We start from the raw sequence: 17350 nt of genomic DNA, 5'->3' as shown, positions 1-17350 counted from the left end.
CCGGACCACTAAGTCACCCGCTAGACATTGAAGCGGAATTCCACCACGTCGCCGTCCTGCATCACGTATTCCTTGCCTTCCATGCGGGCCTTGCCCTTCGCGCGGGCCTCGGCGACCGAGCCGGTCTCCACCAGGTCGGCGAAGGAGATGACCTCCGCCTTGATGAAGCCCTTCTGGAAGTCGGTGTGGATGACACCGGCCGCCTCGGGGGCGGTGGCGCCCTTCTTGATGGTCCAGGCGCGGGATTCCTTGGGGCCGGCCGTGAGGTACGTCTGCAGGCCGAGGGTGTCGAAGCCGACGCGGGCCAGGGTGGCGAGGCCGGGCTCCTCGGCGCCGACGGACTCCAGGAGCTCCATCGCGTCGGCCTCGTCCAGCTCGGCGAGGTCCTGCTCCAGCTTGGCGTTGAGGAAGATCGCCTCGGCGGGGGCGACGAGGGCGCGCTGCTCGTCCTTGAAGGCGTCGTCGGTCAGCTCGTCCTCGTCGACGTTGAAGACGTAGAGGAAGGGCTTGGTGGTGAGCAGGTGCAGGTCGTGCAGGAGCTCGGCCCGCTCGCTGCCCTGGAGGACGCCCTGGGAGAAGAGGGTGTCGCCCTTCTCCAGGATCTCCTTCGCCTCCTCGACGGCCTTCACCTTCGGGGCGACGTCCTTCTTGATCCGCGACTCCTTCTGCAGTCGCGGCAGGACCTTCTCGATGGTCTGCAGGTCGGCGAGGATCAGCTCGGTGTTGATCGTCTCGATGTCGTCCTTGGGCGAGACCTTGCCGTCGACGTGGACCACGTTCTCGTCCTTGAAGGCACGGATGACCTGGCAGATCGCGTCGGACTCGCGGATGTTGGCGAGGAACTTGTTGCCCAGGCCCTCGCCCTCGCTCGCGCCGCGCACGATGCCCGCGATGTCGACGAAGTCGACCGTCGCCGGGAGGATGCGCTGCGAGCCGAAGATCTCCGCGAGCTTCGTCAGGCGGGCGTCGGGGACGCCGACCACGCCGACGTTGGGCTCGATCGTGGCGAACGGGTAGTTGGCCGCCAGCACGTCGTTCTTGGTCAGGGCGTTGAACAGGGTCGACTTGCCGACATTCGGCAGACCGACGATTCCGATCGTGAGCGACACGTTGCGACTTCCCGTGGTGAGAGGGCCAAGGGGCCAGTTCCCGGAGTGAGAGGGCCAGGGGCCAGAGAGCTGACCGGTCCACCAGTTTACGGCGTGCCCGGCGCGGCCCCGCCGGTCCGTCGAACGCCTGGCCAAGCCGCGCCGCCCGGCGTGTCCGACACCGTGTTCGGCACATAAACCGACCTAAGTTGGTCCGGTGGAGCAACACAGGACACGGGCCCCGAACCGGGACAGCTCCCGGGACGCCGCCGGACAGGATGCCCTACGGGATGCCCGACGGGACACGCCTCCGCTGCCTCTGCCGCCTCCGCTGCCGGTGCCGCTGCGGAGGTTGCCGAACCCACGGCTGACCGGGCTCGGCGCGGGGCTGTTCGGTTCGGCGCTGATGTGTGCGCTCGGCTGCCTGGACCTCCTGCTCTTCGGCGCCTCGCTCACGGTGTACGGCGTGCTGTTCCTGCCGGCGTGCCTGCTGACCGCCCTCTGGGTGCGCGACGCCGATCTGCTGTCCGTACCGGTGGTCGCGCCGATCGCCTTCTCCGTCGGGCTGCTGCCCCTGGCCGGCGGCGACGGGATCGGGGCGCGCCTGATGGGGCTGGTCACAGCCCTCGCCACCCAGGTGGGCTGGCTGTACGGCGGGACGTTGCTGGCGGCGCTGACCGTCCTGGCGCGCGGCCTGCGCCGGGTGGCGGCCCGCCGCAGGAACCCGGCCCGCCGCCAGCCGACTCCCCGCCGGGACCCGTCGTAGTCGCGTCGTGGTCGTGTCGTAGTCGCGGTAGCGGTCGCGGGCGCCGCCCCTCAGTCGCCCTTCGTCGCGTGCATCGCCGCGCCCACGATCCCCGCGTTGTTCTGCAGCTGGGCCGGGACGATCTCCGCCTTGACGCCCTCGATGAAGTGCAGGAACTTCTCGGACTTGCGGCTGACGCCGCCGCCGATGATGAACAGCTCCGGCGAGAAGAGCATCTCGACGTGGGCGAGGTACTTCTGGACGCGCTGCGCCCAGTGCTCCCACGTCAGCTCGTGGTCCTCCCTGGCCTTGCTGCTGGCGCGCTTCTCGGCGTCGTGGCCGTGCAGCTCCAGATGGCCGAGCTCGGTGTTGGGGACCAGCGCGCCGTCCACGAACAGGGCGCTGCCGATGCCCGTGCCGAACGTCAGCAGGATCACCGTGCCGCCGCGGCCCCGCCCTGCGCCGAAGGACATCTCCGCGACGCCCGCCGCGTCCGCGTCGTTGACGACGGTTACCGGCAGGCCGCCCAGCCGCTCGCTGAACAGGGCGCGCGCGTCGGTGTCGATCCAGCCCTTGTCGACGTTGGCCGCGGTGCGGATCGTGGAGCCGCCGGTGACCACGCCCGGGAAGGTCAGTCCCACGGGCCCCGTCCACCCGAAGTGCTCCACGACCTGCTGCACGCCGTCGGCGACGCTGTCGGGCGTCGCCGGTTGCGGGGTGAGCACTTTGAGCCGTTCCTGAGCCAGGTCGCCCTTGTCCAGGTCCACCGGGGCGCCCTTGATCCCGGATCCGCCGATGTCCACGCCGAAGATCTGCATGGCCCTACGTTACGACGGCCGACGGACCGTCACTCGGTCGAGGCACCCGCCGTACCGGAGCCCGTACCGGGTGCGGTACCGGCTGCAGTACGGGACGCCGAGGACGCCGTACCGCTGCCGCCGCGCCCGGCCGCCAGGGCCGCCGCCTCCTCGCGCAGGTCGCGGCGGAGCTCCTTGGGCAGCGAGAAGGTGATGTGCTCCTCGGCCGCCTTGACGAGCTCGACGTCCCCGTAGCCGCGCTCGGTGAGCCAGGCCAGCACCTCCTCGACGAGGACCTCCGGGACGGAGGCTCCGGAGGTGACGCCCACCGTCGTCACGCCCTCCAGCCAGGCCTCGTCGATCTCACTCGCGAAGTCCACCAGGTAGGCCTCGCGGGAGCCGGCGAGCTTGGCGACCTCGACCAGCCGCTTGGAGTTGGAGGAGTTGCGGGACCCGACCACGATGACCAGCTCCGCCTCCGCGCCCATCTGCTTCACCGCGAGCTGACGGTTCTGCGTGGCGTAGCAGATGTCGTCGCTGGGCGGGGAGACGAGCTGCGGGAACTTCTCCTTCAGCGCGTCGACCGTCTCCATCGTCTCGTCGACGGAGAGGGTGGTCTGGGAGAGCCACACGATCTTCGACGGGTCGCGGACCTCGACCTTCGCGACGTCCGCGGGGCCGTCGACCAGCTGGATGTGGTCCGGGGCCTCGCCGGAGGTGCCGATGACCTCCTCGTGGCCCTCGTGCCCGATGAGGAGGATGTCGTAGTCCTCCTGCGCGAAGCGGACCGCTTCCTTGTGGACCTTGGTGACCAGCGGGCAGGTCGCGTCGATGGTGGCGAGGCGCCCGCGCGCGGCCTCCTCGTGGACGACGGGGGCGACGCCGTGCGCCGAGAACATCACGATGTTGCCCGGCGGCACCTCCTCCGTCCGCTCGACGAAGATCGCGCCCTTCTTCTCCAGGGTCTGCACGACGTACTTGTTGTGGACGATCTCGTGCCGGACGTAGACCGGGGCCCCGTACTGCTCCAGGGCCTTCTCCACGGCGATCACGGCACGGTCGACGCCCGCGCAGTAGCCCCGGGGAGCGGCGAGCAGGACACGGCGGCGGCCAGGCGAAGCAGTCATGTGTCCCATCGTAAGGCCGCTCCCGGCCGCCGCCGGCGTGCGTCCGGCGTGCGTCCGGCCTGCGTCCGGCGCCCCCCGCGTTGTCGGTGGGGGCCGATACTCTCGTCGTCATGGCTGTGAACACGTCCGCGGACGCCCCGCTGCCCGTCGGTCAGGTGTCGCGGCTCATCGGCGGCTGGATCGACCGGCTCGGCGCGGTGTGGGTCGAGGGGCAGATCACCCAGTTGTCCCGGCGTCCGGGCGCCGGCGTCGTCTTCCTGACGCTGCGGGACCCCTCGCACGACATCTCCGTGGGCGTGACCTGCTACCGCCAGGTCTTCGACGCGGTCGCGGACGTCGTGGGCGAGGGCGCGCGGGTCGTCGTCCACGCGAAGCCGGAGTGGTACGCGCCGCGCGGACAGCTGTCGCTGCGGGCCATGGAGATCAAACCGGTCGGCGTCGGGGAGCTGCTGGCGCGGCTGGAGCAGTTGAAGAAGTCCCTGGCGGCGGAGGGGCTGTTCGCGCCCGCGCGGAAGAAGCCGCTGCCGTTCCTGCCGCAGCGCGTCGGCCTGGTGTGCGGTCGGGCATCCGCGGCCGAGCGCGACGTCCTGGAGAATGCCCGGCACCGCTGGCCCGCGGTCCGCTTCGAGGTGCGCAACGTCGCCGTCCAGGGCGTGCACGCGGTGACGCAGGTCGTCCAGGCCGTGAAGGAGCTGGACGCGCTGGAATCGGTGGACGTGATCGTCGTCGCGCGGGGCGGCGGCAGCGTGGAGGACCTGCTGCCGTTCTCCGACGAGCAGTTGGTCCGGGCGGTCGCCGCCTGCCGTACGCCCGTCGTCTCGGCGATCGGGCACGAGCCGGACAACCCGCTGCTGGACCACGTGGCCGACCTGCGCGCCTCGACGCCGACCGACGCCGCGAAGAAGGTCGTGCCGGACGTCGGCGAGGAGCTGGAGCGGGTGCGGATGCTGCGCGGGCGGGCTCGGCGGTGCGCCGAGGCGTTTGTGGAGCGGGAGGAGCGCGGGCTGGCCCACGCGCTGGCGCGGCCCGCGATACAGGATCCGCACCGGATGATCGACGAGCGGGCCGACCACGTGGCCTCGCTCGCCGACCGTGCCCGGCGCACGCTCGGTCACCTCCTGGACCGCGCGGACTCCGAGTTGAGTCACACGCACGCGCGCGTGGTGGCCCTCTCGCCGGCCGCGACGCTGAAGCGGGGGTACGCGGTGCTGCAGAAGGCCGACGGGCACGTGGTGCGGGATCCGGGCGACGCGGCGGCGGGCGAGGCGCTGCGCGCGCGGGTGGCCGGGGGCGAGTTCACCGTTCGAGTCGACGAGTAGGCCAGTAGGCCAGTAGACGAGTAGGGGCACAGGGACCATGACGAGCAGGACGGACGAGACGCTCGGGTACGAGCAGGCCCGCGACGAGCTGATCGAGGTCGTACGGCGTCTGGAGGCGGGCGGCACGACGCTGGAGGAGTCCCTCGCCCTCTGGGAGCGCGGGGAGGAGCTGGCAAAGGTGTGCCGGCGTTGGCTGGAGGGCGCCCGGGAGCGGCTGGACGCGGCGCTGGCCGAGGAGGAGGGCACCCCGGACGAGGAGTGACGCCACAGGGGCTGTGGGGTGGGTGTGAAGCGGGTGTGAAGCGGATCACTCCGCCTTCACTCGCGTCTTTGTTGAAGGTTGAACTTCTCTCGCGTACTGTCGGTGCCGTCAGCCGATCCGGACCACGGTCCGGTACCACATCCGGACGCCACTCCAAGGAAGTTCACGCATGTCTCTCGTTCTTGACGCCGCCGCCCAGGACCTGCTGTTCCGCGAGGCCCGCACCGCGAACACCTTCACCGACGAGCCGGTGACCGACGAGCAGGTCCAGGCGATCTACGACCTCGTCAAGTACGGCCCGACGGCGTTCAACCAGACCCCGCTGCGCGTCACCCTGGTCCGCTCCCCGGAGGCCCGCGAGCGCCTGGTGCGGCACATGGCCGAGGGCAACCAGGCCAAGACCGCCGCCGCCCCGCTGGTCGCGATCCTCTCCGCGGACAACGAGTTCCACGAGGAGCTGCCCACCCTGTTCCCGGCCTTCCCGCAGGCCAAGGAGCTGTTCTTCAGCGAGCGCCCGGCCCGCGAGGGCGCCGCCGCCCTGAACGCCGCCCTCCAGGCCGCCTACTTCATCATCGGCGTCCGCGCCGCCGGCCTCGCCGCCGGCCCGATGACCGGTGTGGACCTCGAGGGCGTCCGCAAGGAGTTCCTCGACGACGACCACACCCCGCTGATGGTCGTCAACATCGGCAAGCCGGGCGAGGGCGCCTGGTTCCCGCGCTCCCCGCGCCTGGCCTACGACGAGGTCGTCACCACCGTCTGAGACCACCTGTCCGAGACCCCGGACGTACGAGGAGGGGCCCCCGGCGTGCCGGGGCCCCTCCTCGTACGTCCGGGGCGCTCACGCCAGCTTCAGCGCGCCGGCCATCGTCGAGAGCCGGTCGAAGCCGGCCGTGCCCGCGACCACCGTGGTGGAGCCGTCGGTGCCCTGCAGCACGAGCGCGTCATAGCGGCCGCCGGTGTAGCGGGTCCAGGTGCGGCCGCCGATCTTCTCGGTGACCTCGGTCTCGCTCGCGCCCTGACTGGCCTCTTCGATGAACTGCGAGCGCCGCTGGGTGGACTGCTCGATGGTCACGTACTCCCCGTCGGGGGTGTGGAAACCGAGGTGCCAGGCGTCGAACTCGTCGCCCCGGAAGCGCACCGAGGTGGCCTTCCAGGTGCTCGGCAGGCCCTCGGGCGCGGCCACCGGGTACGACGCCGCGCGGCGCGCCGTGAGGAGTTCGACGCGGTAGTCGACCCGCTTGACGTCGGGAGCGCGGTCGTCGTGGGGGATGAAGAGATAGATCACCCACGCCGCGATCATGATGAGCCCCAGGGAGAGGATCATGTCCCGGGCCGTCTTCTGTCTGCCGTTCGAACCTGCCACGCCCCTATCGTCGCAGGTGCCCGATGCGCTCATCCGTGGGGTCCCCTGCTCATTTTGTCGGACTGACGATAGAGTCAGGGCTCAAACCCTCATCCGGCCGTCGTCGTATCAGTCAGAAAGGTGCGCTCCGATGACCGAGCATCATCACTTGCCGTCCGAACTCGATGTCCCCTCCGAGGCCCCGGACCGCAACCTCGCCCTGGAACTCGTCCGGGTGACCGAAGCGGCCGCGATGGCCGCAGGCCGCTGGGTGGGACGCGGGGACAAGAACGGCGCCGACGGGGCCGCCGTGCGCGCGATGCGGACGCTCGTCTCCACCGTGTCGATGAACGGCGTGGTCGTCATCGGCGAGGGCGAGAAGGACGAAGCCCCGATGCTCTTCAACGGCGAGCGCGTCGGCGACCGGACCGGCCCCGAGGTCGACATCGCGGTCGACCCCATCGACGGCACCACGCTGACCGCGAAGGGCATGCCGAACGCGATCGCGGTCCTCGCGGCCACCGAGCGCGGCGCGATGTTCGACCCGTCCGCCGTGTTCTACATGGACAAGCTGGTCACCGGCCCCGAGGCCGCCGAGTTCGTCGACATCAACGCGCCCGTCGAGGTCAACATCCGCCGGGTCGCCAAGGCCAAGCGGGCCACGCCGGAGGACGTCACCGTCGTCATCCTGGACCGGCCGCGGCACGCGGGCATCATCGAGGAGATCCGGGCGACCGGGGCGCGCATCAAGCTGATCTCCGACGGCGACGTGGCCGGCTCGATCCTCGCGCTGCGCGAGGGCACCGGCGTCGACCTGCTGCTCGGCATCGGCGGCACCCCCGAGGGCATCATCTCGGCCTGCGCCGTGCGGTGCCTGGGCGGCGTCATCCAGGGCAAGCTGTGGCCCAAGGACGACGAGGAGCGGCAGCGGGCCGTCGACGCCGGGCACGACCTCGACCGGGTGCTGACCACCGAGGACCTCGTGACCGGCGAGAACGTGTTCTTCGTCGCCACCGGCATCACCGACGGCGAACTCCTGCGGGGCGTCCGCTACCGGTCGGAGACGGCGACCACCGACTCGATCGTGATGCGGTCGAAGTCCGGGACGGTGCGGCGGATCGACTCCGAGCACCGGCTGAGCAAGCTGCGGGCCTACAGCGCGGTCGACTTCGACCGGGCCAAGTAGGCCCCCGGTCCGGCCCGGCCCAGCCGGTCGGGCCGGACAGCAGCAGAGGAGGGCGCCCCCGGTGCGGAGGGGGCGCCCTTCGTTCATCCCGCGAGAGCCGCCGTTCGGCCTGCGAGAGCCGGCATTCGGCCTGCGCGGGAGCCGGCATTCGGCCCGCCCGGGAGCGAGCCGGCGTGCGGCCCGCGGGAGCCGTCGTTCGACCCGCCCGGACCTGTCGTTCGTCCGGCCCCGGAGCTGTCGTTCAGCCCGCCTGGGCTATGCGGTCCGTCGCGCGCACCGTCTTCTGCAGTTCCACGTCACGCCGGCGGCGCCGGGCGAGGGCCACGCGGCGCTCGGCAGCGGTCAGGCCGCCCCAGACCCCGTAGGGCTCGGGCTGCAGCAACGCGTGCTCGCGGCACTCGATCATCACGGGACAGCGCGCGCAGACACGCTTCGCCGCTTCCTCCCGGGAGAGCCGGGCGGCCGTGGGCTCCTTGGAGGGGGCGAAGAACAGGCCCGCCTCGTCGCGCCGGCACACCGCGTCGGTGTGCCAGGGGTCGTCCTGGTCCCTGTCACGCGCGGGCACCCGCTGAGCCGGGACGGCGGCGACCTGCAAGGACGAATGCGGCGGTTGCAGCACGGGTCTTCTCCTGACGACGGCTTCGCGAGCGAGAGACGATGCAGCAAGGCCTACCCGCTGTGCGCGCGCCTATGCACTGAGTTCCGGACCACCGCCGCCGGGACCGCACATGCCGCCGGACGACCGTCAGCGGTCCAGGTGTTTGCGCAGACTGCGGTCGACCTTGTCCTGGACCCGATCGAGAATGTCCGCCACGAGCTTGCCCCGCTTCGGCCGGCCCTCGACGTTGCCCAGCACCGCCCAGCCGTCGACGTAGACCACCGGGGCGTCGGACTGCGGGGAGTCGAGCGAGTCCACCTCGAAGTTGCCGAGGACCGCGCCGCCGGCGCCGCGCAGCGACACGTTCTCCGGGACGCGGACCTCCACGTTGCCGAAGACCGCGAACGCCTTGACCACCACCTGCTGGTACTCGAAGAGCGCCTCGGTGAGGTCGATCTCGACGGTGCCGAAGACCGCGTACGCGTGGATGCGGCGGCCGGCGCGCCAGCGGCCCCGGCGGACGGCGCTGCTGAAGACCGCGACCACGTTGTCGTCGGGGTCGGCGGGGATCGCGCCCGCCGCCGGCCGGTCGGGGACGGACGCGGACGCGGCGCGCCGCTCGTGCGCGGCGGGCAGGTCCCGGACGAACGCCTGCAGCTCTCCGACCGTCTTGGCGGCCAGCACGCCCTCGACGCGTTCGGCGTGTTCGTCGGCGGTCAGTCGGCCCTCTGCCAGGGCCTCGCGGAGCATGTCGGCGATACGGTCCCGGTCGGCGTCCGAGGCGCGCAGCTCGGCGGCCGACGTCGGGGCGGCGGCCGACGTCGGGGCGGCGGCGGTCTGCTTCTGAAGGTCCACGACCGCAGCGTACCCAACACACGATAGATCGCGATACCCCGAACGGCCGGCGGGCCCGCGGAGACTGAGCCTTACCTCACAGGCTCGCCGTCCGGCGCGGGTTCTACGCTGGTGGGCGCCCGCCAATGGAGGCGGTCGCCGTCTGTCGAGTGAGGAATGGGCGAGATGCCTGAGTTCGAGTACACCGATCTGCTCCCCCAGGGAGAGGACACCACCCCGTACCGGCTGGTGACCTCCGAAGGTGTCTCCACCTTCGAGGCCGACGGACGGACGTTCCTCAAGGTGGAGCCGGAGGCCCTGCGCAAGCTCGCCGCCGAGGCGATCCACGACATCCAGCACTACCTGCGTCCCGCGCACCTCGCACAGCTGCGCCGCATCATCGACGACCCCGAGGCGTCCGCCAACGACAAGTTCGTCGCGCTGGACCTGCTGAAGAACGCGAACATCGCGGCCGCCGGCGTGCTGCCGATGTGCCAGGACACCGGCACCGCGATCGTCATGGGCAAGCGCGGGCAGAACGTCCTCACCGAGGGCGGCGACGAGGCTGCCCTGAGCCGCGGCATCTACGACGCCTACCTGAACCTCAACCTGCGCTACTCGCAGATGGCTCCGCTCACCATGTGGGAGGAGAAGAACACCGGCTCCAACCTCCCGGCCCAGATCGAGCTGTACGCGACCGACGGCGGCGCCTACAAGTTCCTGTTCATGGCGAAGGGCGGCGGCTCCGCCAACAAGTCGTTCCTCTACCAGGAGACGAAGGCCGTCCTGAACGAGGCCTCCATGATGAAGTTCCTGGAGGAGAAGATCCGTTCGCTGGGCACGGCCGCCTGCCCGCCGTACCACCTGGCGATCGTCGTCGGCGGCACGTCCGCCGAGTACGCGCTGAAAACCGCCAAGTACGCGTCCGCGCACTACCTGGACGAGATCCCGGCCGAGGGCTCGCCGCTCGGCCACGGCTTCCGGGACAAGGACCTGGAGGAGAAGGTCTTCGAGCTGACGCAGAAGATCGGGATCGGCGCGCAGTTCGGCGGCAAGTACTTCTGCCACGACGTGCGGGTGGTCCGGCTGCCGCGGCACGGCGCCTCCTGCCCCGTCGCGATCGCCGTGTCCTGCTCGGCCGACCGCCAGGCCGTCGCGAAGATCACCGCCGAGGGCGTCTTCCTCGAGCAGCTCGAGACCGACCCGGCGCGGTTCCTGCCCGACACCACGGACGAGCACCTGGACGAGTCCGGGGACGTCGTGCGGATCGACCTGAACCAGCCGATGGACGCCATCCTGGCCGAGCTGACGAAGTACCCCGTCAAGACCCGCCTGTCGCTGTCCGGTCCGCTGGTGGTGGCCCGCGACATCGCGCACGCCAAGATCAAGGAGCGGCTGGACGCGGGCGAGGAGATGCCCCAGTACCTCAAGGACCACCCGGTGTACTACGCCGGTCCCGCGAAGACCCCCGAGGGGTACGCGTCCGGCTCGTTCGGCCCGACCACGGCCGGCCGCATGGACTCCTACGTCGAGCAGTTCCAGGCGGCGGGCGGCTCCAAGGTGATGCTGGCCAAGGGCAACCGCTCGCAGCAGGTCACCGACGCCTGCGGCAGCCACGGCGGTTTCTACCTCGGCTCGATCGGCGGCCCGGCCGCGCGTCTCGCGCAGGACTGCATCAAGAAGGTCGAGGTCGTCGAGTACGAGGAGCTCGGCATGGAGGCCGTCTGGAAGATCGAGGTCGAGGACTTCCCGGCGTTCGTCGTCGTCGACGACAAGGGCAACGACTTCTTCAGCCCGCAGCAACTCTCTCAGCCGACCTTCACCAGCATCCCGGTCCGGGGTCCTGGCCTGGCCTGACCTCGGCAGCGGCACCCCCAGAGAGCCCCCAGCCGATTGCTGGGGGCTCTCTGCGCAAGCGGGGCCGTTCCGTCCGCGATCACCCCGGACACAGCCGCAGGGCCCCACGCCGGGGCAGGTCGCGACTGAAGCTTCCCCTTGATCGTGGACACCTGGAGACTGGGACCTGAGGTTCCAGAGGGAGTAGCACCAGGTGGGAAGCAAGTACACGAAGCGGTACACCGAGGAGTTCAAGCGGGACGCCATCGCGCTCGTCGACTCCTCTGGCAAGACGGTCACGGCGGTTGCCCGGGAACTCGGCATCAGCTCGGAGTCCTTGCGCGGCTGGTACCGCCGGGCCAAGGCCGACCGGGGCGAGGGGCGGCCCGGTGAGCTGACCAGCGCCGAGCGCGATGAACTGCGCCGGCTGCGCAAGGAGGTCCGCGAACAGCAGCAGACGATCGAGATCCTGAAAAAAGCGGCCTTCTTCGTGAAGGAGAGCGACCGGTGAGCGAGTTGTACCGGTTGATCCATACGGAGAAGGCGAACTACCCGATCCTCCTGCTGTGCCGGGTGCTGCACGTGGCCCGCTCCTCCTACTACGCCTGGCGCGAGGGCGAGGCCGCCCGCCGGGCCCGCCAGGCAGCCGACGACGCACTCGCACACGAGATCACCGTGCTGCACATCGCTTCCCGCAAGACCTACGGCGTCCCGCGCGTCCACGCCGAGCTGCGGCGTCTGGGGCGGCGCGTGAACCGCAAGCGCGTCGCCCGCGTCATGCGCGAGCGCGACATCCGCGGTGTCACCCGACGCAAGCACCGCTCGCTGACCCGGCCGGACGCGAAGGCGAAGCCGGCCCCGGACCTGATCGGCCGCGACTTCCACGCCGAGCACCCCGGCACCAAGCTGGTCGGCGACATCACCTACCTGCCCACCGCCGAGGGCTGGCTCTACCTCGCCTGCTGGCTCGACCTGGCCACCCGGGTCGTCGGCTACGCCATGGCCGATCACCACCGCGCCGAACTCGTCGTCGACGCTCTCGACATGGCCCACGGTCGGACCCGGCTGGAACCCGGATGTGTCATACACAGTGATCGCGGAAGCGAGGGCGGATTCAACTGGTCGTCGCAACACCTTGATCACGGAGGTATGCGATGGGACGAGACCGGAAGCAGAAGGTGCCAAAGGCGCCTGCGGGAGCGCGACGGCAGTGGGCGGCGGATCGGGCGATGCGACCGCCGATGCGTTCACCGGGTCGGCCGGAGCCGTCTCGTGCGGTGCAGCGCCACTTCTGGCGGCGGATCGCGTCGGGAGTGACGACGGCAGAGGCCGCGGTGGCTGTTGGCGTTTCATGGCCGGTCGCAACCCGGTGGTTCCGTCACGCTGGCGGGATGCCGCCGATCAGCCTGGACGAGCCCACCGGCCGCTATCTGTCGTTCGCCGAGCGTGAGGAGATCGCGCTGCTGCGCGCCCAGGAGTTCGGCGTGCGGGAGATCGCTCGCAGGATCGGCCGCGACGCGGGCACGATCTCACGCGAGCTGCGCCGCAACGCGGCGACCCGGGGCGGCAAACCGGTCTACCGGGCTCTGGTGGCGCAGTGGAAAGCGCAGCAGGCTGCGAAGCGCCCGAAGACCGCGAAGCTCGCAGGCGACGACAGGTTGCGAGAGTACGTGCAGGAGCGGCTCGCCGGCAGCGTCCGTCGCCCCGACGGCATGATCGTCACCGGGCCTGAGACGCCTGGGTGGAAGGGGCTGAACAAGCCGCATCGGCAGGACAGGCGTTGGGCGACGGCATGGAGCCCGGAGCAGATCTCGCACCGGCTCCGTGTCGACTTCCCCGATGATGAGTCCATGCGCATCAGCCACGAAGCGATCTACCAGGCGCTGTTCATCGAGGGCCGTGGCGCGCTCAAGCGGGAACTGGTCATGTGTCTGCGCACCGGCCGGGCGCTGCGGGTTCCCCGTGCACGGTCGCAGAACAAGCCGCAGGGGCATGTCACCGCGGACGTCATCCTCAGTGAACGCCCCGCCGAGGCCGGGGACCGCGCGGTCCCCGGACACTGGGAAGGCGATTTGATCATCGGGACGGGCCGCTCCGCGATCGGCACGCTTGTCGAGCGCAGCAGCCGCTCCACGCTCCTGGTGCACCTGCCCCGGCTTGAGGGCTGGGGCGAGAGGCCGCCCGTGAAGAACGGCCCCTCGCTCGGGGGCTATGGCGCGATCGCGATGAACGCGGCGCTCACCACGTCGATGGCACCGCTGCCCGAGCAGTTACGCAAGACCCTCACCTGGGACCGCGGGAAGGAACTCTCCGGTCATGCCCAGTTCGCTCTCGATACCGGGACAAAGGTGTTCTTCGCCGATCCGCACTCGCCCTGGCAACGACCGACAAACGAGAACACGAACGGGCTGCTGCGTCAGTACTTCCCGAAGGGCACTGATCTCTCCCGTTGGTCGTCCACGGACCTCGAAGCCGTCGCCATGGCGATCAACAACCGGCCCCGCAAGGTACTCGGTTGGCGGACACCGGCCGAGGTCTTCGAAGAGCAGCTACGCTCGCTGCAACAGCCCTGTGTTGCAACGACTGGTTGAACTCGCCGAGTACACATCCACCCAATTCCGCAATCGGATTCGTGAGTTGGGGCTGCGGCAGAGCTGCGGACGCACCGGATCGTGTTTCGACAATGCCGCCGCGGAGAGCTTCTGGGCCCTACTCAAGGAGGAGATCGGAACCCGGACCTGGCAAGACCGGGCCACCGCCCGCGCCGAGGTCTTCAACTTCATCGAGACCTTCTACAACCGCCGCCGCCTGCGCAAGCACAAGACCTTCGGCTACCTCACCCCAGCCGAGACCCGGCAACGCCATCAACACGCCCTCGCGGCATAACGAACGAGTGTCCAAGATCACGGGGAAACTTCAGCTGACCCTTGCCTCGGCCCTCGGCAAGGCTGTGTCCCACAGTCTCCGTCTGAGACCGCAGGTGATCGCTCGATGGGAGAATCAGGTCCGTGACGATCGTATCTGGGGACTTTGAACTGACCGTGGACGAACTGCGCGTCGTCGCCCACTACGTTCTGGAGAGCGCTGAGGAAGTTCTTCCCGTGTTCGAGGAGGCCAACCCCGGCGATCCTCGGCCTCGTGCAGCCATTGACGCTGCGCGGGAGTTCGTGAACGGCGCCAGAAGGACCAAACTTCAGCGCATCACCTCCTTGGACGCCCACCGGGCGGCGAAGGAAGCGACCACGGAGGCCGCACAGTTGGCTGCGCGCGCTGCGGGAGATGCCGCCTCTGCGGCCTACCTTCATCCGATCGCGAAAGCCACCCAAGTGGGTCACATCCTGAGAGCCGCCGCAAGCGCCGCGCGCGTTGGAGAATTGAACGCGGACGATGATTTCGCCGTCGGGCTCCGACTGATCGAGAAGGCTCGACAACGCGCCACACCCGCTCTGATCGAGGTTCTGAACAGATACCCTCTGGCGCCAACTGGCAAGACCCGTGCAGCACAGCTCATGACCATCCTGGACGCGTCCCTGCGCATGCCCCGCCAAGCTGAGGGTTAGCCACGGCACTGCCGCTAACCCTCACCGACAACCGCGGCCGGCCTCCCTGACGGGGGGCCGGCCGCAGCCGTTCCGGGTCCGGCCGCCGGGTCCCAGTGCCGGCCGGACCAATGCGGGTCTTCGATCTTGAGCGGTGCGCCTGCTCAGGGCCTTTGGCGTTTCGTTACGCTCGGTGAGGGCATTTGGTGGCTGCTGCCGGGGCCGCAGGCGCGCCGGGACCCCACGGCACCACACGGCCATGGTCCCCTTTCCGTGACTACGGGTACAGCTTCTCGCCCTTCGCCAGCATCGCTACGTACTTCTCGATCCGGCGCGCCCGGGTCTCGGCCTTCTTGGCGTCCTGGATCCGGTACAGGATCGCGTAGCGGTTCTGCCGGTCCAGTGTCTCGAAGAACTCCGCCGCGGCCGGGTCGGCGGTCAGGGCCGCCGTGAGGTCGTCCGGCACCGTGGCGGTCTTCGCGCCGTCGTAGGCCGCCTCCCAGCGGCCGTCCGCCTTGGCGCGGTCGACCTCGGCCTGCCCCGGCGGACGCATCCGGCCCTGCTCGATCAGGGCGGCCACCTTGTCCCGGTTGACCTTGGACCACTTGCTGCGCGGCGTGCGCGGGGTGAACCGCTGGAGCCACCACTGGTCGTCGAACTTGCCCTTCTGGCCGTCGATCCAGCCGTAGCAGAGTGCCACGTCGAGCGCCTGGGCGTAGTCCAGCGCGGCGATTCCGGGGCCCTTCTTACGAAGCTTGAGCCAGACGCCGGACGAGACGGCGTGGTTCTCACCGAGCCATGCCTCGAACGTCTCGGCGGATTCGAATGCGACGATCTCCAAGTCCTGAGTCACCCCAGCAGCGAACCACACCCGGCCGATTGTCATGACACATTCGGGCACGGCCCCGGATGCAGGATGCCCGTGGACCTGCGTGATCATCTCTGTTCTCGACGCAGAACGATCATGCAGGAGCCACGAGCTTGCTCAACGATACGACGTTGCTGCTCGACCTCGACGGGGTGTCCGTCGCGCGGGTCGAGCGGCTGGCCGACGGAAGGCGCCGAGTTCACCTGGCCACGGCCGACGAGAGGGCCAGAGCCTGCCCGGCCTGCGGGGTGTTCGCCACCCGGGTTAAGGGCTCGACGGTGACCCGGCCACGCGATCTCCCTTACGGCGAGAGCGGATTGGAGTTCCGCTGGCACAAGCGCCGCTGGTGGTGCCGCGAGGCCGACTGCCCTCGCCGGTCCTTCACCGAGCAGATCCCGCCGATCCCGGCCGGTGCCAGACTGACCGCCCGGCTGCGGGGTGCGGCCGGGCGCCGCATACGCGATGCCGGCTCCACGGTCATCCAGGCCGCACGGGATCTGCATCTGTCCTGGCCGACCGCGATGGAAGCCTTCCGCACGCAAGCCCGCGACGTCACCGAGGCACCTCTGCCGCAGGTCACAGTCCTGGGCATCGACGAGACCCGCCGCGGACGGCCCCGCTGGGAACAGGATGCGGATACCGGCAAGTGGCATCTGACCCGGGACCGGTGGCACACCGGCTTCGTCGACGCCCTCGGCCACGGCGGACTGCTCGGACAGGTCGAGGGCCGCACCATCGCCGACGTCCTGGCCTGGCTCGCCACCACCGACCGGGACTGGAGAAAGGGCATCGGCTACGTCGCCATCGACATGTCGGCCACCTACCGCGCCGCGATCCACATCGGCCTGCCGCACGCCACCGTCGTGGTCGACCACTTCCACGTGGTCCAGCTCGCCAACAAGATGCTGTCCATGGTCAGGCGCCGCACCACCGCCGAGACCCGCGGCCGGCGCGGACGGGCCAGCGACCCGGAGTGGAAGGCCAGACGGAGGCTTCTACGCAACCGCGAGGACCTCACCGACGACCAGTTCGCCACCATGTGGAACACCCTCCTGGGCGAGGGGAAGATCGGGCAGACACTGCTGACGGCCTGGATCGCCAAGGAGAACCTGCGCACCCTCCTCGCCCTGGCCCGCACCGGAGCCGACCGCCACCAAGTCGGCCACGCCCGCTGGAAGTTCCTCACCTAGTGCGCGGACTCCGACATCCCCGAAGTCCGCCAGCTCGCCGCCACCGTCGACCGCTGGTGGCCCGAGATCGCCGCGCTCATCGACACCGGACACAGCAACGCCAAGAGCGAAGGGATCAACCGCGTGATCAAGCTCGTCGCCCGCAACGCGTTCGGCTTCCGCAACGCCGACAACCAACGCCTACGCACACGCTGCGTCACCACCCGCCGAGCCCGCGGACACCTCCACACCGCTCAACCTTGAAGACCCACCAATGCCCGTTCTCGTCCAGCCACCGCGGACACTGGGCGGTCCACGGTCTGAGTCGAGCCGGGTCGTCGGCAGCCTCCACGCACCTGTCGGGGGCACGCTGACGGCAGGCTGACCGAGGCTCCCAAACTACCGCGAGACCCCACCCCCAGGGCCAGCGGAACCACTCGATCGAAGTGGGGCCAAATCACCTTGCTACAGGGGCGTGAATCACACCGCCTCACGCCCCCTCCAGCCCAACCATGGAGCCAGAAAACCTCCGTCGACTGGAGCCCAAAAACGTCCTTAGAAACAGTTCGGAAAGATTCATCGGTCTGGTTCCTTTGCGGAGGATGCGGGCACAGAAAAGGCCCCGCTTAGCCGGGACCAC

The 17350-nt window shown here is 69.8% G+C and carries 18 protein-coding genes and 1 pseudogene; 12 read left to right on the top strand and 7 right to left on the bottom strand.

Going from position 1 to position 17350, the window contains the following annotated elements; all coding sequences use genetic code 11:
• Positions 1–20: 20 nt before the first annotated feature.
• On the bottom strand, positions 21–1109 hold the full coding sequence (ychF, locus tag QA802_RS27050) for a redox-regulated ATPase YchF (protein ID WP_319164592.1): 1089 nt from the start codon (positions 1107–1109) through the stop codon (positions 21–23).
• A gap of 331 nt (positions 1110–1440) precedes the next feature.
• Here ychF and QA802_RS27045 point away from each other — a divergent pair, with 331 nt between their 5' ends.
• The gene (locus QA802_RS27045) at positions 1441–1854 is read left to right on the top strand and encodes a DUF6542 domain-containing protein (protein ID WP_334527712.1); all 414 of its coding nucleotides are present in this window, start codon (positions 1441–1443) and stop codon (positions 1852–1854) included.
• Positions 1855–1904: 50 nt separating this feature from the next.
• Here the strand turns inward: QA802_RS27045 and ppgK are convergent, their stop codons facing one another.
• The gene (ppgK, locus tag QA802_RS27040; protein ID WP_334527709.1) at positions 1905–2651 is read right to left on the bottom strand and encodes a polyphosphate--glucose phosphotransferase; all 747 of its coding nucleotides are present in this window, start codon (positions 2649–2651) and stop codon (positions 1905–1907) included.
• Positions 2652–2680: 29 nt separating this feature from the next.
• Complete coding sequence (locus tag QA802_RS27035) at positions 2681–3766, bottom strand: 4-hydroxy-3-methylbut-2-enyl diphosphate reductase (protein WP_334527706.1); 1086 nt, start codon at positions 3764–3766, stop codon at positions 2681–2683.
• Between the two features lie 101 nt (positions 3767–3867).
• Here QA802_RS27035 and xseA point away from each other — a divergent pair, with 101 nt between their 5' ends.
• The 3 genes from xseA to QA802_RS27020 all read left to right on the top strand — a co-directional run bounded on the left by xseA (position 3868) and on the right by QA802_RS27020 (position 6098).
• Entirely contained in the window at positions 3868–5076 is a 1209-nt protein-coding gene (gene xseA / locus QA802_RS27030; protein WP_334527703.1) for an exodeoxyribonuclease VII large subunit, read from the top strand.
• A gap of 37 nt (positions 5077–5113) precedes the next feature.
• Positions 5114–5338: an exodeoxyribonuclease VII small subunit gene (locus QA802_RS27025; RefSeq protein WP_319164587.1), complete on the top strand. Its 225-nt coding sequence runs from the start codon at positions 5114–5116 to the stop codon at positions 5336–5338.
• Positions 5339–5507: 169 nt separating this feature from the next.
• Positions 5508–6098: a malonic semialdehyde reductase gene (locus QA802_RS27020; RefSeq protein WP_319164586.1), complete on the top strand. Its 591-nt coding sequence runs from the start codon at positions 5508–5510 to the stop codon at positions 6096–6098.
• 78 nt (positions 6099–6176) lie between these two features.
• On the opposite strand, the gene QA802_RS27015 is transcribed toward QA802_RS27020, so the two are convergent.
• A complete protein-coding gene (locus QA802_RS27015; RefSeq protein ID WP_334527699.1) occupies positions 6177–6701 on the bottom strand; it encodes a DUF4245 domain-containing protein in 525 nt (174 codons plus the stop codon).
• Positions 6702–6831: 130 nt separating this feature from the next.
• On the opposite strand from QA802_RS27015, the gene glpX reads away from it, so the two are divergent.
• Positions 6832–7866 carry a class II fructose-bisphosphatase gene (gene glpX / locus QA802_RS27010; protein WP_334527696.1) on the top strand — a complete coding sequence of 345 codons (1035 nt, stop codon included), beginning with the start codon at positions 6832–6834 and terminating at the stop codon, positions 7864–7866.
• A gap of 241 nt (positions 7867–8107) precedes the next feature.
• On the opposite strand, the gene QA802_RS27005 is transcribed toward glpX, so the two are convergent.
• Together QA802_RS27005 and QA802_RS27000 are read right to left on the bottom strand one after the other, a co-directional pair.
• Complete coding sequence (locus QA802_RS27005; RefSeq protein WP_319164583.1) at positions 8108–8485, bottom strand: WhiB family transcriptional regulator; 378 nt, start codon at positions 8483–8485, stop codon at positions 8108–8110.
• 126 nt (positions 8486–8611) lie between these two features.
• Positions 8612–9319, bottom strand: a complete 708-nt coding sequence (locus QA802_RS27000; protein ID WP_334527691.1) for a DUF1707 SHOCT-like domain-containing protein — start codon at positions 9317–9319, stop codon at positions 8612–8614.
• Between the two features lie 165 nt (positions 9320–9484).
• Between QA802_RS27000 and QA802_RS26995 the strand changes: the two genes are divergently transcribed.
• From QA802_RS26995 to QA802_RS26970, 6 genes are all read left to right on the top strand, one after another.
• Complete coding sequence (locus QA802_RS26995; protein ID WP_334527688.1) at positions 9485–11155, top strand: fumarate hydratase; 1671 nt, start codon at positions 9485–9487, stop codon at positions 11153–11155.
• 193 nt (positions 11156–11348) lie between these two features.
• Positions 11349–11645, top strand: a complete 297-nt coding sequence (locus QA802_RS26990) for a transposase (RefSeq protein WP_334527685.1) — start codon at positions 11349–11351, stop codon at positions 11643–11645.
• Positions 11642–12451, top strand: coding sequence for an IS3 family transposase (locus QA802_RS26985; protein ID WP_334527682.1), 810 nt, complete (start codon positions 11642–11644; stop codon positions 12449–12451). Before QA802_RS26990 ends, QA802_RS26985 begins: the two co-directional genes overlap by 4 nt.
• Complete coding sequence (locus QA802_RS26980) at positions 12364–13725, top strand: IS30 family transposase (RefSeq protein ID WP_443042057.1); 1362 nt, start codon at positions 12364–12366, stop codon at positions 13723–13725. Before QA802_RS26985 ends, QA802_RS26980 begins: the two co-directional genes overlap by 88 nt.
• Positions 13709–14020, top strand: coding sequence for an integrase core domain-containing protein (locus QA802_RS26975; protein WP_334527679.1), 312 nt, complete (start codon positions 13709–13711; stop codon positions 14018–14020). The genes QA802_RS26980 and QA802_RS26975 overlap by 17 nt, the downstream gene beginning before the upstream one ends.
• 122 nt (positions 14021–14142) lie before the next feature.
• A complete protein-coding gene (locus QA802_RS26970; protein WP_334527676.1) occupies positions 14143–14694 on the top strand; it encodes a putative immunity protein in 552 nt (183 codons plus the stop codon).
• A 256-nt stretch (positions 14695–14950) separates the two neighbouring features.
• On the opposite strand, the gene QA802_RS26965 is transcribed toward QA802_RS26970, so the two are convergent.
• Positions 14951–15559 carry a YdeI/OmpD-associated family protein gene (locus QA802_RS26965; RefSeq protein WP_334527673.1) on the bottom strand — a complete coding sequence of 203 codons (609 nt, stop codon included), beginning with the start codon at positions 15557–15559 and terminating at the stop codon, positions 14951–14953.
• A gap of 134 nt (positions 15560–15693) precedes the next feature.
• Here QA802_RS26965 and QA802_RS26960 point away from each other — a divergent pair.
• Positions 15694–16974 (top strand): annotated as a pseudogene (locus tag QA802_RS26960) (ISL3 family transposase).
• The last annotated feature ends 376 nt before the right edge of the window (positions 16975–17350 follow it).

It is taken from the genome of Streptomyces sp. B21-105 (assembly GCF_036898465.1).
In the GTDB taxonomy this organism is placed as follows: domain Bacteria; phylum Actinomycetota; class Actinomycetes; order Streptomycetales; family Streptomycetaceae; genus Streptomyces.
Note: the sequence above shows the minus strand (reverse complement) of the source record. Positions and strands in the feature narration are given on the sequence as shown.

Bases quoted from the DNA above. Each gene is read 5' to 3' on its own strand.
- ppgK (WP_334527709.1), bottom strand. From the start codon at position 2,651: ATGCAGATCTTCGGCGTGGACATCGGCGGATCCGGGATCAAGGGCGCC.
- QA802_RS27035 (WP_334527706.1), bottom strand. From the start codon at position 3,766: ATGGGACACATGACTGCTTCGCCTGGCCGCCGCCGTGTCCTGCTCGCC.
- xseA (WP_334527703.1), top strand. From the start codon at position 3,868: ATGGCTGTGAACACGTCCGCGGACGCCCCGCTGCCCGTCGGTCAGGTG.
- QA802_RS27025 (WP_319164587.1), top strand. From the start codon at position 5,114: ATGACGAGCAGGACGGACGAGACGCTCGGGTACGAGCAGGCCCGCGAC.
- QA802_RS27020 (WP_319164586.1), top strand. From the start codon at position 5,508: ATGTCTCTCGTTCTTGACGCCGCCGCCCAGGACCTGCTGTTCCGCGAG.
- glpX (WP_334527696.1), top strand. From the start codon at position 6,832: ATGACCGAGCATCATCACTTGCCGTCCGAACTCGATGTCCCCTCCGAG.
- QA802_RS26995 (WP_334527688.1), top strand. From the start codon at position 9,485: ATGCCTGAGTTCGAGTACACCGATCTGCTCCCCCAGGGAGAGGACACC.
- QA802_RS26980 (WP_443042057.1), top strand. From the start codon at position 12,364: ATGCGACCGCCGATGCGTTCACCGGGTCGGCCGGAGCCGTCTCGTGCG.
- QA802_RS26965 (WP_334527673.1), bottom strand. From the start codon at position 15,559: ATGACAATCGGCCGGGTGTGGTTCGCTGCTGGGGTGACTCAGGACTTG.